The sequence below is a fragment of the Pseudoalteromonas sp. JB197 genome (assembly GCF_002332205.1).
Classification (GTDB): Bacteria; Pseudomonadota; Gammaproteobacteria; order Enterobacterales; family Alteromonadaceae; genus Pseudoalteromonas; species Pseudoalteromonas nigrifaciens.
The window spans coordinates 1,674,229-1,688,704 of the sequence record NZ_NRGZ01000001.1; the positions used below are offsets into that span (position 1 = coordinate 1,674,229).

A 14,476-nucleotide genomic window follows, 5' to 3' on the forward strand; every position below is an offset into this window, starting at 1 on the left:
TTTTATGTCTTTCGACAGCTCAATGAATTCTGAATTTATTTTAATATCTTTCGATATTGAATTGACTGTGCCGAAGCAACTTATAAATAAGTTACTTCTGTTGGTCACTCAGTTTTCAATTGAGACTCTAATTTGTTTGCCTTACTTAGCGAACTAAGCTTGGCTGTTAGAACTCAATCTGTACGAGTGCCCACACAGATGATTGCTTTATATTGTTAAAGAACGTTTTGAGTCGCTTTAGCGTCTCAAGGGATGCGTATAATACATCCTTTATTTTTCGAGTCAACACTTTGTTTTAAACTTTCTTTTTGGAAGATTTAAAACCGAAGTTTTATTTAACTCTCTGAGTAGTTGCTGCCTTGCTATGCTTCAGCGTTTCCCTTCTCAGTGGGGTCGCATTATAGGGAGCCGCAGATTTTACGCAAGCGTTTTTATCGCCTTTTTTGCATTTAATTTTTACCCCAAAGATACACAAACCAGGCTCACAGGTTACCCACAAAAGCCTGTGGACAAGTCATTTTTTTACCTAGATTACTAAACTATTTCTCAAGCTTATGCTAAGTTGCGCGACAGATTTAAACTCGTTGATTAGGCAAATAGCATGACAGATATAATAAACAGTATAAGCAGCCTCTTATGGGGCCATGTTTTAGTATACTTATTAATAGCAGCAGGGCTGTTTTTCACCATTCGCCTTCGCTTTATTCAATTTGTACAGTTTCCTCACATGATAAAAGTGATGTTTTTGAGTCGTAGAGGTTCAGGCGATGGCATCTCTTCATTCCAAGCCTTTTGTACTTCACTCGCAGCGCGTGTTGGTACTGGTAATATGGCAGGTGTTGCAGTTGCACTTTATTTAGGTGGTGCTGGGGCTATTTTTTGGATGTGGCTTATTGCTTTAATTGGTATGGCGACTAGTTTTGCCGAGAGCACATTAGCGCAAGCTTATAAAACGCGTGATGAACAGGGGAACTTTCGTGGTGGCCCTGCTTATTATATGGAATATGGTTTAGGTAAGCGCTGGATGGGCGTTATTTTTTCACTGTGTTTAATATTAGCGTTTGGTTTTGTATTTAACGCAGTGCAATCAAACTCTATTGCAGCTGCATTTAAAGTCGCTTTTGATATTCCGAACTATGTAGTAGGTATTGCTTTAGTTATTGGCTCTGGGATCATTATTTTTGGTGGTTTAAAAACTATTTCTCGATTTGCAGAAATGGTAGTGCCTTTTATGGCTCTTGCTTATTTACTCGTGGCTTTGTACGTTTGTGCTTTAAATTACTCTGAGCTACCTGGTGTTTTTATGCATGTTATAAATAGTGCATTTGGCATTGAGCAAGCAGGCGCAGGCGCAATTGGCTACGGCGTTATGCAAGCGATGATCCAAGGCATTAAACGTGGCTTGTTCTCAAACGAAGCGGGTATGGGTAGCGCTGCTAACGCAGCTGCAACAGCAACACCTAACCCTCCCCACCCTGCCTCACAAGGGTATGTGCAAATGTTAGGCGTTTTTGTTGATACTATTGTAATTTGTAGCGCTACTGCGGCATTAATTTTATTATCACAACAACTTACTGCTGGCTCTGGTTTAACGGGCATAGCTTTAACTCAAGCAGCACTTGAGGATCATGTAGGTAGTTGGGGTGCAATATTCGTTGCGATTGCTATTTTATTCTTTGCTTTCACATCTATTGTTGCTAATTACTCTTATGCAGAAACAAATTTATTATTTTTAGAGCATAACCATGCATACGGCATGTTGATTTTTAGATTGTTAGTATTAGGTATGGTGATGTTTGGCGCTATGGGTGAGCTACCATTAGTGTGGACTTTAGCTGATATATCTATGGGGTTAATGGCTATTGTGAACGTTATAGCATTATTTATGTTGTCAGGCGTAGTTGTTTGGCTTGCTAAAGACTACAACACGCAACGTCGTGCTGGGAAGTTACCAACCTTCGATCCAACTAAAAATAAGCATCTTGATAAAACAATTCCAAAAGGGATTTGGCATAAGTAATTAAATGCTAATATTGGTTAAATTAAAGGGAAGCTATAGTGCTTCCCTTTTTTTGCTTTTAAAGCACATCCCCATTGCTGGCTCGCCTTTATATGGCTAATAACGCTTCACCTCTACACCTTCATACAATAACCTTAGCCTCAGAGACGCATGAGGCCTAACCTCCCCCCTAAACTTAGTAACGATGATCTGGCGATTTAAATGGTAACGCTTTGCCGATTACTTATTGCTAACGCCTAGTAATCGTTACTCATGGTAAGCATTTAGTTTTGTATTGTAATACGTTCTCATGCGGCAAATACAAAACCCTATACTAGTGTATAGAGTCCTCATGTTTTGATTAGTATTCTAACTAGATGAAGTGTAGCCATGTAGCTAAGCGCTGCGGCGTTATTTCGTTACGGGATCTTTGGTATTATCAGCAAGTGTAGCTATTTCCTACGTGCAGTAACAATAAATAGCTAATTGCTTAATTGGAAATACTTATTTAGGTAAGGCTGTAGACTTTAAGATATAAATAAGCACTGAATCTAGCGTTATTTAAAGTAACTATTCACTTTAACAGACTGGGTTTTATTGTAGTAACAAGATGTGTAGTTTTATTATAACGAATTGATGCGTAAATACTGACTAATGTTATTGCCAGCTTATAGCATTGTTTATAAGTAGTAATAGCAAGAAAGTGGTGCCCGAGGCCGGAATTGAACCGGCACGACTTGTTAGTCGAGGGATTTTAAATCCCTTGTGTCTACCAATTCCACCACTCGGGCATCGAGTTTGCTATTTAAAGCATGTGGAGTGTTGCTATGGAGGCGGAACCCGGAGTCGAACCGAGGTAAACGGATTTGCAATCCGGTGCATGGCCACTCTGCCATTCCGCCTAAATGTATCCAAATAATTTGGAGCGGCACACGAGGCTCGAACTCGTGACCTCGACCTTGGCAAGGTCGCGCTCTACCAACTGAGCTAGTGCCGCATTTTATTCTATAAGCAATGGTATTTACTTATACTATAAATTAGTATTTTATTACTCTGCCGCTTTATATAAAAGTGGTGCCCGAGGCCGGAATTGAACCGGCACGACTTGTTAGTCGAGGGATTTTAAATCCCTTGTGTCTACCAATTCCACCACTCGGGCATCGAGTTTGCTATTTAAAGCAAGTGGATAAAACTAATATGGAGCGGCACACGAGGCTCGAACTCGTGACCTCGACCTTGGCAAGGTCGCGCTCTACCAACTGAGCTAGTGCCGCATTTTATTCTATAAGCAATGGTATTTACTTATACTATAAATTAGTATTTTATTACTCTGCCGCTTTATATAAAAGTGGTGCCCGAGGCCGGAATTGAACCGGCACGACTTGTTAGTCGAGGGATTTTAAATCCCTTGTGTCTACCAATTCCACCACTCGGGCATCGAGTTTGCTATTTAAAGCATGTGGAGTGTTGCTATGGAGGCGGAACCCGGAGTCGAACCGAGGTAAACGGATTTGCAATCCGGTGCATGGCCACTCTGCCATTCCGCCTAAATGTATCCAAATAATTTGGAGCGGCACACGAGGCTCGAACTCGTGACCTCGACCTTGGCAAGGTCGCGCTCTACCAACTGAGCTAGTGCCGCATTTAATATTATTCAGTAAGCTTTCAATCAACTTGCAACGTATTGCAGTTAATATTCAGTAACTGATTAATTACCATTTAGTTTATCTTGGGGGCTATGCCCTCTCAACACGGACGCATTCTACAGAGATTATTAAACGCGTCAATACAAAAAATGCCACTTTCGAACTGTTTGATTATTTTTTATCTAATATGGTGCGTTATTAGACGTTTAGAATCAATTTTTGGTCAATTCACTCCATGCCGATACCAAATATTGCACCATAGAACTCAATGTTAGGAAGGTCGCAATATACAATAAACCAAAACTTAAATAATTCATCCAAGCATCGTATTGCCAAATTAGACCGATAATGGCTAACATTTGTGCTGCTGTTTTTATTTTACCCATATTAGATACGGCTACGTTATCACGCTTACCTTGTTCTGCCATCCATTCACGCAGTGCAGAGATAACAATTTCGCGGCTTATTATAATAAGTGCCGGGATAGTCATATACATAGACTGATAATGCTCTGATAACGCGACTAAGGCAGCGCACACCATAACTTTATCGGCAACGGGATCTAAAAACGCACCAAAGGGAGTTGATTGCTCAAGTTTACGTGCTAAATAACCGTCGAGAATGTCGGTTATTGATGCAAACCAAAAAATAAAGGCGGCAGCAAAAAGCGCCCATGAATAAGGCAAATAAAATACCACCAAAAAAATGGGGATAAGAAAAAGTCTAAAGGTTGTGAGTGTGTTTGGAATATTCCACATAACTGCTTGGGTATGTCTTTTTTGCTATATTCGCATGAAGGGCTAACCCTTGTCATGCAAATGGTTAAATATCTTGTCAGCCATGTCAGGGCTGATCCCCGGTACTTTCTTTAACTGTTCTATATTAGCAGCTTTTACCCCTTGCATGCCCCCTAAATATTTTAATAATGTTTGTCGGCGCTTAGCACCTACGCCATTTATTTCTTCTAATAATGATTGCGTTCGTTGTTTTTGGCGCTTATTACGGTGCCCCGCAATAGCAAAACGATGTGATTCGTCGCGTATATGCTGAATTAAATGCAGTGCAGGTGCATCTGAATCCATTGGAATAGTTTTTCGACCACCGTCTATTAACAGTGTTTCGAGGCCGGGTTTACGGCTTGTACCTTTAGCTACACCAACTAACAAGGGCATTTTTGCATGTGGCCAAGTAGCAAAATACTGCTCTGCACGCCCTAATTGCCCTTTACCACCGTCTATAAAAATCACATCGGGTATTTTATCTTCATCAACTAATTTGTTGTAGCGCTTATTAAGCGCAAACTCCATGGCAGCATAATCATCTCCACCGGTTATTCCAGTCACGTTGTAACGCCTATACTCTTTAGTATTGGGTCCTTGTGAATCAAATACCACACAGCTAGCAACCGTGTTCTCCCCCATAGTATGGCTTATATCAAAACATTCCATTCTGGTTATATCATCAAGGCGTAGGGTAGCTTTTAATTGCGCATAGCGTTTATTAATAGAGTCTTGGGTGCTTTGCTTAACGGTAATACTATTTAATGCGTTTTTATTGGCTAACTGTAAATACTGGGCACGCTCACCCCGAGTAACTACTTTAAGAGTTACTTTACGCTCACTTATTTGCGTAAGTGCTTGGCCTAATACGTCGCTTTCTTGTATTTCGAACGGCAAAATGATTTCTTTTGCGATACGCCCAGTTGCCCCCGGCGCTAAATAGTACTGGCCTAAAAACGAAGTCAATATTTCTTGTGCACTTGAGTCTTTTGGCACTTTTGGAAAGTAGGTTTTACTGCCCAATACTTTATGGTCGCGGATCATCAATAAGTGAATGCCATTTAAACCATTTAGGTGTGCAAAGCCTACAACATCCATTTCTGCAAAATTACCCGAAATAGACTGTTGTTCCTGCATTTTACGCAGCAACATTATTTGGTCACGCACTTTTGCAGCCAACTCAAAATTTAGCTGCTGGCTAGCTGCTTCCATTTTTTTAATGAGATCGGCGATTACCTCATGTGATTTACCCGTTAAAAACTTACGCACATAATCAACTTGCTCAGTATAATCTTCATCTGAAACTTTATTTACACACGGGGCTGAGCATCGTTTGAGTTGATATTGTAAGCATGGTCGGCTGCGCGCACGGTAATAAACATCTTCGCATTGACGAATGGGAAATATTTTTTGCATCAGTCGTAAGCTTTCTGATACCGCCCCCGCACTTGGAAATGGGCCAAAATACTCACCTTTTACTTTACGACTGCCACGATGAAACGCTAATCGAGGATGTTTATGATTAGTAAGTAATATATAAGGATAGGATTTATCGTCGCGTAATAAAATATTGTAACGAGGCTGATACTTTTTTATCAGATTGTTTTCAAGTAATAGCGCTTCGGTTTCGGTATTAGTAAGCATTACTTCAACATTACAAATATTACTGACTAAAACACGGGTTTTGCTGTCGGTGATGTTACTTCTAAAGTAACTACTCACCCGTTTTTTTAAATGCTTTGCTTTACCAACATAAATTACTTGATTGTCACTATCGAGCATACGGTAAACCCCGGGCTCACTCGATAGTGTTTTTAAAAACTGGGCGTGATCAAATTCAGACATAAATTATGATTAGTACGATACGTCTATATCAATCATTTTATAGCGAATAGCTAAATGAGTCAGCTCTACATCGCCACTCACATTTAGTTTTTCAAACATACGATAGCGGTAGCTATTAACTGTTTTAGAGCTTAAATTTAAACGCTCAGCTATACTTTGTGCTTTTTCACCTTTGGTGATCATTAGCATTATTTGCAGTTCACGCTCTGACAAACTCTGAAATGGACTTTCATCTGTGCGCCCACTTACCTGTGCTAATGCAATTTGCTGTGCAATTTCAGGTGCAATATAGCGCTGTCCTGCATGCACACAGCGTATAGCACGTACCATTTCATCAGACCCAGCACCTTTAGTTAAAAAGCCATGCGCGCCAAGCTGCATTACGGTGCTAGGATACGGATCTTCACAATTAACAGTAAGCACTATAATTTTTACATCAGGGCAATAACGACAAATCTTTTTCGTCGCCTCAAGGCCACCAATACCGGGCATATTCATGTCCATAAGTACTATATTGGGTGAGTGTTGACGACAAAATTGCACAGCCTCTTCACCTGTTTTAGCTTCTCCAACAACTTTAAAGCCTCGTACATCGTCAAGAATCCGCCTGATCCCTGTTCGTACCAACTCATGGTCATCAACTAAAAGTACATTAATCAATGGAACATCCTCACTAGCCTAATAAAATGCAATTTAATAATATTAATTTGCCACAGTAACACAGTTAAAATAAAACAATAACCGATATTATTTCATCGTTTAAGGTGTGTTAATACATGTATATTAACAGATTAACACACCCAGTTTATTATGCTTTTTCGCTAAAGCGATCTACCCACAAAGCAATAACGCCATCACCGGTTACGTTACACGCAGTACCAAAACTGTCTTGGGCTAAATATAGTGCAATCATTAAAGCTACTGCGCCTTCATTAAAGCCTAGCATAGTTGTTAATAAACCCAGTGCCGACATTACTGCACCACCTGGTGCACCTGGTGCGGCAATCATTACTACACCTAACATCATAATAAATGGCAACATGCCCATTAATGAAGGTGCTTGCATGCTTGGTGATAAAAACATGACCGCCATTGCACAGGTTACAATTGTAATTGTAGAGCCCGATAAATGAATTGTCGCACAAAGCGGAACCGTAAAATTGGCTACGTCTTCTTTTACGCCATTCGACTTACTTGATTGTAATGATACTGGAATTGTTGCAGCGCTAGACATTGTGCCCAAAGCGGTAAAGTACGCTGGTAGCATATTTTTAATTAATTCGATTGGGTTGCGTTTTAGTAACAAGCCTGTAGATACATATAAAACAGTAAGCCATAACCAGTGCATAACCAACGCTGCAATAAGTACTACGCCAAATGCTTGTAGGGTATCAACAACTGTTCCAGCTACCGTCATTTCGGCAAATACACCTGCAATATAAAATGGTAATGCCGGTATTATCACCTTAGATAATAAGCTATCAACAATATCACGCCCCTGATCAGACACTGTTTTAAGCGTAGTCAATTCAAGCTGGCTCATGCCAATACCAAATATAAATGCGCTCATTAATGCAGTCATCACGCCCATTAGTGGCGGAATTTCTAAATCAATAAAACTACTAACTTGTGTCGCTGATTCAGCTTCAAATGTAATACCGCCACTTAAAAATGGAATTACTGTGCTAACCAGTAAAAAAGCCAGTGTGCCAGCAATAACAGTAGAGCCATAAGCAAAACCAACTGTTTTACCTAATAAGTGCCCTGACCCTTTTGGTAGTCCAGCAATACCCGATGCAATAAAAAATAAAATGATCAGCGGTATAGTAAAGGAGATCAATTGTCCAATCAGTTCTTTAACAGTATATAAAAGTTCAACGCCTATTAGTGGTAAATAGAGTCCAGCTAAGATACCGGCCACAATACCGGCAATTAATTTTAAGATTAACTTCATTGTGATTGCTTTCTTGAATTTAGATACTGTGTTTTTATCATGTTTTGCATAGCTTGTATCATAAAACTGTTCAACTGCAGTTCATTTGCACAAATAAGCAACAATACGGTGAGTATTAAGTCTTTAATAGATTAATTGTTAGAATATAAATAAATATGACACGCCTTTCAAAAGTTTATTTCTCTACTTAATCTGAACTCTGATTAAGAGATTTACTAACGTATTGAATCATAGTTATATTTAATTTTATTTTCTCTAGCCAGAAGTTTTCAGTGAAAACAAGGCGAATTTACGCGTCAATAGCTGGCCTATTGCAAGTAAATTCAACGCAGTTAGCGCTGAAAATAGCTGCTTGAGATAGATTTATTATCCGGAGCTCAGGTTCCTTAAGTAACACTTGTAATGATCACGAGGCCAAGTTTTTATTTAATTAGGGTTTATTTATCTTTTAAGCGTCGTTAGCGTCGTTAGCGTCGTTAGCGTCAATTAATGAGCAGTAACCACATTAAGAAGGCCCTACACAGCTCAAAAATCAACCACACCGCGGTAAATTCAAGCTTGAGAAATAAACACATCCTCGTTATAAGCCCAATAAATATATGTTATAGCCAAACTTTACTTTAAATTTTTTAAACTCACAGTAAAGTATGCTTATATAGTTAATAGCAAAACTACTAACATGTTAAGCGGATTGTATCCAAAGGAACATTATGTCTACTATTTTTGAAGATAACTCACTAAGCATTGGTAATACACCGCTGGTAAAACTTAACCGTGTTACCGGTGGCAACGTATACGCAAAAATTGAATCTCGCAACCCAAGCTTTAGTATAAAATGTCGTATTGGTGCATCAATGATTTGGGAAGCTGAAAAATCAGGGCAGCTAACGAAAGATAAAGAACTAATTGAGCCTACATCTGGTAATACCGGTATTGCGCTGGCGTTTGTGGCAGCATCTCGTGGTTATAAACTAACCCTTACCATGCCAAATACTATGAGTTTAGAGCGCCGAAAACTGCTCAAAGCATTAGGTGCAAACCTAGTACTAACCGACGGCGCAAAAGGTATGAACGGTGCAATTGATAAAGCAAAAGAAATTCAAGCAACCGCTCCCGATAAATATATTTTATTACAACAATTTGAAAACCCGGCAAACCCTAAAATTCACTTTGAAACCACCGGCCCTGAAATTTATGATGCCCTTGATGGTAAAGTAGACTTTTTTGTTGCAGGCGTTGGTACTGGCGGTACTATCACTGGTGTTAGTCGCTACCTTAAAAACGAAAAAGGTCTCAATGTAAAATCGATTGCTGTTGAGCCAACAAATTCACCGGTTATTAGCCAAACGCTAGCAGGTGAAGAAATTAAGCCTGGGCCACATAAAATTCAAGGTATTGGTGCTGGCTTTATTCCTGGTAACTTAGATTTAAGTGTGATTGATGGTGCAGAGCAAGTATCTAACGAAGATGCTATTGCGATGGCACACTTACTAATGAGACAAGAAGGTATATTAGTAGGTATTTCATCTGGCGCAGCGGTTGTTGCGGCGAAACGCATTGCTGAAAAGCCTGAAAATGCAGATAAAAATGTAGTGGTTATTTTACCAAGTGCCACTGAGCGTTATTTATCAAGCCCCATGTTTGATGAAGAGTTTAGTGAACAAGAGCTCGTACAGTAACAGCGGAAACATAAAAAGGATGGTTTCCCCATCCTTTTTCACTACACAACAAAGCATTAACTACTTATTTACTCTCCCCCTATTTACATCTGTGTAATTAAACCACACACTTTATGTAACATTAATCAAATAAAGTATAAAATGAAAAAAATAACTCCCCTTTTAATCTTTATTTTTTGTCTACTTATTACTAGCTGTGGTGATGAAATAAACAAAACTGAAGTTACTCCTGGCGATACTGCAACGGCCTATTTTGATGCGCTTTATAACGAAAAAGATCTTAAAAAAGCCAGCACTATGGCAACTCCAACACTCGCTCGTATAATGATATCATATGGTACTGCTAGACAGTTTTCTCGTAATTTAGTTAATATGCAATACGATAAAGTAATTATAGAAGTTGATATGTCAAATATGAGTTTACGCGAACAATATGGTGATAAAGCTAAAATTAATCTCATATTTACTGGTTATCTAGGTAATAAAAAAATTGACGAAATGCGCAGTGTTCAGATGCAGCGCAGTAAAGGTAAGTGGTACATTGACAAAATAATTGCGGACCCTTATGCGCGTTGATTTATCTAATAAACAAGCCGTCTAATAAAAAAGCCTCATGTTTGTCAGCATGAGGCTTTTACTAAATTTTAGTTATAAACTAAAGCTCACCAGGTTGAAAGTTATCAACTGCTATGGCTTGCTTTCTTAATTTATTAGCATGATGCATTGCATCGGCATCGGTTTGCTTTAATAAATCGTTTTCAAGCGCATAATTAATCGCCCCCTCAATATCAAGCGTAGCGGGCACCTTCCCTTTACGCTGCCATTGTTTTAGATCTTTAAATTGTGTTTGCATATCATGCATTGCTAAAAATGCACTTTCCATTACACCCGTACCCGCGTTTTCATCCACATAACATAAATGCGTTAAACGGTTTCTAAACACACCTGGTTGAGTCATATGTTTACAAATACTTTGTGCAATGGCATCACTTGGTTTGTGATAATGATTACCGAGTGGGAATACAATACGTTTGAGTACAAAGTTAACCACAGGGTTTGAGAAGTTTTTAAAGAAACCATCAAATGCTTGGCCAATTTCATACAATGACGTTTCTATTGCGTATTTAACAAAGGGTAAGTCGGCTTGTTGACGCCCTTCGTCTTCAAAACGTTTTAGTACGGTTGACGCTAAGTACAAATGGCTTAATACATCACCTAAACGTGCCGATATCATTTCTTTACGTTTAAGTTCTCCGCCTAACATGAGCATGGCTACATCTGTACATATGGCAAGGCCACGGCTCATTCTTGTCAGTTGCTTATAGTAAACTGCTGTTTCGCCACTTACCGGTGCTTTAGCAAAACAACTACGCGTTAAACCATGCACAAGTGCCATGCTGGCGTTGCACGCGGCAAACATAATATGGTCCATTAATAAACCATCAAATTGCTCTAATGCAGCGTCATCATCTTCCATCGCTGCCGCTTCCATTTCTTTTAATACAAACGGATGACAACGTGTGGCACCTTGGCCAAATATCATTAAATTACGGGTTAAAATATTAGCGCCTTCTACCGTAATCGATACTGGGATCCCCATATAGCCATGCGCTAAATAGTTATTTGGACCAACCTGAATGCCTTTACCTGAATGAATATCCATCGCATCGTTCATTACTGTACGACCCATTTCAGTCATATGGTATTTAGCAATAGCGGTAACAACTGAAGGGCTGAGTTTTAAATCAATTGCACCTGCCGTCATTAAACGACACGACTCAAGCGCATAGGTTAAACCACCAATACGTGCAAGTGCTTCTTGTACACCTTCAAATTGACCAATAGACACACCAAACTGTTGGCGCACCATGGCGTAAGCTGAGGTCATTTTAGCGGCTAAATGCCCTGTTGCTGTACTTAATGCTGGCAATGAAATGCCACGCCCTGCACTTAAACACTCAACCAACATGCGCCAACCACGTCCAGCGCCTTGCTGCCCGCCTATAATCCAATCCAGTGGAATAAACACATCTTCACCGTACGTTGTGCCATTCATAAACGCCATATTTAGTGGGTAATGGCGCTCGCCAGTTTCAACTCCAGGGTGATCAGTAGGGATAAGCGCACAGGTAATTCCCAGCTCTTTTTCTCCACCTAATAAACCATCAGGGTCATACATTTTAAAGGCAAGCCCTAAAACCGTTGCCACAGGCGCAAGCGTAATATAACGTTTTGACCAATTTAAACGCAGGCCTAAAACCTCTTCGCCATTATGCTCCCCCATACACACCACGCCTGAGTCAGGAATGCTTCCTGCATCAGATCCGGCTTCTGGACCTGTTAGTGCAAAACAAGGTACATCTTCACCAGTCGCCAACGTAGGCAACCAGCGGTTTTGTTGCTCTGTAGTACCGTAATGTAGCAGTAATTCACCTGGGCCTAAGCTATTAGGTACCATTACGGTAACAGCTGCTGTTAAGCTTTTTGTGGCAATTTTTGACACTATAGTAGAGTTTGCAATCGCAGAAAATTCACGCCCACCAAATTTTTCAGGAATTATTAATGCAAAAAAACCTTCCGATTTTAAGTAATCCCAAACATCTTTTGGTAAGTCTTTATCTTTTTGCACAATTTGATAATCGTCAAGCATAGCCAATAAAGTCTCTACTTGATTATCCATAAAGGCGTTTTCTTTATCACTTAGCTCAGGCTTAGGAAAGCGGTGCAGCTTTTGCCAGTCTGGGTTACCACTAAATAACTCACCATCCCACCAAACATCACCAGCTTCCATTGCCTCGCGCTCGGTTTGTGATAACGGCGGTAATACTTTTTTAAACATTTTAAAGGTAGGTCGACTGATTAAATTGAGGCGAATATTTTTAACTGCAAATATAACCACCACCACGACCAGCAATATAATAAAAAATGTCATGTGCATATTCCTTGATACATTGAATGAAAATAGTGGTTTAATTATGACCGTTCTCAAGTTAAATACAATCATTCTTCAGTCGTAAGTTATGCTTAGGGCCTGTTTATCTTTCGAGGTTAAATTTGCAGCAGTGTGTTTGGTATTTAGGCAAGGCAGAGCCTATGTAGTGTGGTTATTCCCCATAAATAGGCGATAACGCAGCATAAATACCAAACACGCGCTGCCTGAAGGTTCGTCCTAGGGACGATTAACTCTTTGTTGCTCGGCTTTTACTTAGCCCACTAGGTTACAAACCTCGCGCCACGATTAAATCGTCCTTAGTTAGAACAAATTTTAATCCTGAAAGGTCAACAGATGTATGGACTCCCACTTCCATCAGAAGTAACGTAATAAGTGTTCAAACTTTTACTAAGGAGCCCATACATGTTGAATTGTAATGTGATAGCGATTGATTTAGCAAAAAATTTATTTCAAGTTTGCAAAACGCAAAGCAATGGCAAAGTTATTTATAACAAAACAATAAGCAGAGCCAAGCTTAAAGAGTTATTAATTAAAGAACAGCAATCTTTAGTTGCTATGGAATCATGTGGTGGTACGCATTATTGGGCGCAATTTGCTAAACAGGCAGGGCACCAGATCAAAGCGATCAACGCGCGACAGGTAAAAGCGTTTCGTCAAGGGCAGAAAACCGATGCAAATGATGCGCTGGCTATTTCAGTTGCAGCGAGACAGCCTCATATAAAAGGAAGTCGTTTACTTTCAGTGCAAGAGCAATGCTTACAAGGCATTGAATGTATGCGTGATTTATTAGTCAAACAAAAAGTCAGCTTAGGTAATCAACTAAGAGCTTTATTGTTAGAGTTTGGTTACCCAATTGCTCAAGGGGATACGAAGTTGACCCAAGCGATACCTGAGATATTAGAAGATGCTGAAAACAGCCTAACAGGCGCTTTTCGCTTCACAATTAACCGAGTTTATCAGCGTTTTACTGAGGCGGTCGAAGAGGTGAAGCTGATTGAAAAGCAATTGCATGAAGTAATTAAAGAAGATCAAACCTGTATACGCTTGCAAGCATTAGAAGGCGTGGGACCGGTCTGTGCAATACTGATTAAAATAGCACTAGGTAATACAACCCATTTTAAAAATGGTCGAGAAGCAGCGGCCTGCTTTGGTCTAACACCAGTACAGCATAGTAGCGGGGGAAAACAAAAGATAGGCTCGATATCTAAAGTAATAGGAAATAAGAAGCTGCGTAGTGCTTTGTATAAAGGCGCATTAGCTGTTGTTTCACAACTAGAAAAAAGAGAAGTTCGTAGCCAAAAAGATATATGGTTAAAAGAATTAAGTGTACGTCGAGGCAAAAAAGTAGCCGCAATAGCGTTAGCAAATAAAACAATCAGAACGGCTTTTGCAATGCAAAAGCATAACAAAGATTATCAGCCACAATTACTTGTGGCTTAAAAACTTGTCAGAAAGATCGATTGAAATAGGTAAGACCGACCTTCAATAGACTGTTAGGGTCTGAAGTTTGAAAAACTGCTCAACAGAAAAGTCATGAAGGTGCGAATACATTTGAGGCCAGGGGTAGCTCCTCAATTTGAGCCCGTATATAAGCTAGCATCTAATTTATTTCAATTTTATT

The 14,476-nt window shown here is 39.7% G+C and carries 9 protein-coding genes and 8 tRNA genes; 4 read left to right on the forward strand and 13 right to left on the reverse strand.

The window, feature by feature from the left end; all coding sequences use genetic code 11:
* The first annotated feature begins 601 nt into the window (after positions 1-601).
* Positions 602-2,020: a sodium:alanine symporter family protein gene (locus tag CIK86_RS07885; RefSeq protein ID WP_086993238.1), complete on the forward strand. Its 1,419-nt coding sequence runs from the start codon at positions 602-604 to the stop codon at positions 2,018-2,020.
* Positions 2,021-2,703: 683 nt separating this feature from the next.
* Here CIK86_RS07885 and CIK86_RS07890 read toward each other — a convergent pair.
* The 12 genes from CIK86_RS07890 to CIK86_RS07945 form a co-directional block, all read right to left on the reverse strand.
* Positions 2,704-2,790, reverse strand: a tRNA-Leu gene (locus CIK86_RS07890).
* A gap of 37 nt (positions 2,791-2,827) precedes the next feature.
* A tRNA-Cys gene (locus tag CIK86_RS07895) sits at positions 2,828-2,901 on the reverse strand.
* A gap of 19 nt (positions 2,902-2,920) precedes the next feature.
* Positions 2,921-2,996, reverse strand: a tRNA-Gly gene (locus tag CIK86_RS07900).
* Between the two features lie 75 nt (positions 2,997-3,071).
* Positions 3,072-3,158: transfer RNA gene (locus CIK86_RS07905), tRNA-Leu, on the reverse strand.
* Between the two features lie 39 nt (positions 3,159-3,197).
* A tRNA-Gly gene (locus CIK86_RS07910) sits at positions 3,198-3,273 on the reverse strand.
* 75 nt (positions 3,274-3,348) lie between these two features.
* Positions 3,349-3,435, reverse strand: a tRNA-Leu gene (locus CIK86_RS07915).
* Between the two features lie 37 nt (positions 3,436-3,472).
* Positions 3,473-3,546 (reverse strand) — tRNA-Cys (locus CIK86_RS07920).
* A gap of 19 nt (positions 3,547-3,565) precedes the next feature.
* A tRNA-Gly gene (locus CIK86_RS07925) sits at positions 3,566-3,641 on the reverse strand.
* 216 nt (positions 3,642-3,857) lie between these two features.
* Entirely contained in the window at positions 3,858-4,403 is a 546-nt protein-coding gene (pgsA, locus tag CIK86_RS07930; protein WP_011328580.1) for a CDP-diacylglycerol--glycerol-3-phosphate 3-phosphatidyltransferase, read from the reverse strand.
* Positions 4,404-4,445: 42 nt separating this feature from the next.
* Entirely contained in the window at positions 4,446-6,269 is a 1,824-nt protein-coding gene (gene uvrC, locus CIK86_RS07935) for an excinuclease ABC subunit UvrC (RefSeq protein ID WP_086993397.1), read from the reverse strand.
* A gap of 9 nt (positions 6,270-6,278) precedes the next feature.
* Positions 6,279-6,929, reverse strand: a complete 651-nt coding sequence (gene uvrY, locus CIK86_RS07940; protein WP_011328582.1) for a UvrY/SirA/GacA family response regulator transcription factor — start codon at positions 6,927-6,929, stop codon at positions 6,279-6,281.
* Between the two features lie 148 nt (positions 6,930-7,077).
* A complete protein-coding gene (locus CIK86_RS07945) occupies positions 7,078-8,223 on the reverse strand; it encodes a dicarboxylate/amino acid:cation symporter (RefSeq protein ID WP_086993395.1) in 1,146 nt (381 codons plus the stop codon).
* A gap of 710 nt (positions 8,224-8,933) precedes the next feature.
* Between CIK86_RS07945 and cysK the strand changes: the two genes are divergently transcribed.
* The gene (gene cysK / locus CIK86_RS07950) at positions 8,934-9,902 is read left to right on the forward strand and encodes a cysteine synthase A (RefSeq protein WP_086993393.1); all 969 of its coding nucleotides are present in this window, start codon (positions 8,934-8,936) and stop codon (positions 9,900-9,902) included.
* 141 nt (positions 9,903-10,043) lie between these two features.
* On the forward strand, positions 10,044-10,478 hold the full coding sequence (locus CIK86_RS07955) for a hypothetical protein (protein WP_086993391.1): 435 nt from the start codon (positions 10,044-10,046) through the stop codon (positions 10,476-10,478).
* Between the two features lie 79 nt (positions 10,479-10,557).
* Here the strand turns inward: CIK86_RS07955 and CIK86_RS07960 are convergent, their stop codons facing one another.
* A complete protein-coding gene (locus CIK86_RS07960) occupies positions 10,558-12,834 on the reverse strand; it encodes an acyl-CoA dehydrogenase (RefSeq protein ID WP_011328586.1) in 2,277 nt (758 codons plus the stop codon).
* Between the two features lie 423 nt (positions 12,835-13,257).
* Here CIK86_RS07960 and CIK86_RS07965 point away from each other — a divergent pair, with 423 nt between their 5' ends.
* Entirely contained in the window at positions 13,258-14,295 is a 1,038-nt protein-coding gene (locus tag CIK86_RS07965; RefSeq protein ID WP_096317089.1) for an IS110 family transposase, read from the forward strand.
* The last annotated feature ends 181 nt before the right edge of the window (positions 14,296-14,476 follow it).

Bases quoted from the DNA above. Each gene is read 5' to 3' on its own strand.
- CIK86_RS07960 (WP_011328586.1), bottom strand. From the start codon at position 12,834: ATGACATTTTTTATTATATTGCTGGTCGTGGTGGTGGTTATATTTGCA.
- CIK86_RS07955 (WP_086993391.1), top strand. From the start codon at position 10,044: ATGAAAAAAATAACTCCCCTTTTAATCTTTATTTTTTGTCTACTTATT.
- uvrC (WP_086993397.1), bottom strand. From the start codon at position 6,269: ATGTCTGAATTTGATCACGCCCAGTTTTTAAAAACACTATCGAGTGAG.
- CIK86_RS07885 (WP_086993238.1), top strand. From the start codon at position 602: ATGACAGATATAATAAACAGTATAAGCAGCCTCTTATGGGGCCATGTT.
- CIK86_RS07945 (WP_086993395.1), bottom strand. From the start codon at position 8,223: ATGAAGTTAATCTTAAAATTAATTGCCGGTATTGTGGCCGGTATCTTA.
- CIK86_RS07965 (WP_096317089.1), top strand. From the start codon at position 13,258: ATGTTGAATTGTAATGTGATAGCGATTGATTTAGCAAAAAATTTATTT.
- pgsA (WP_011328580.1), bottom strand. From the start codon at position 4,403: ATGTGGAATATTCCAAACACACTCACAACCTTTAGACTTTTTCTTATC.
- cysK (WP_086993393.1), top strand. From the start codon at position 8,934: ATGTCTACTATTTTTGAAGATAACTCACTAAGCATTGGTAATACACCG.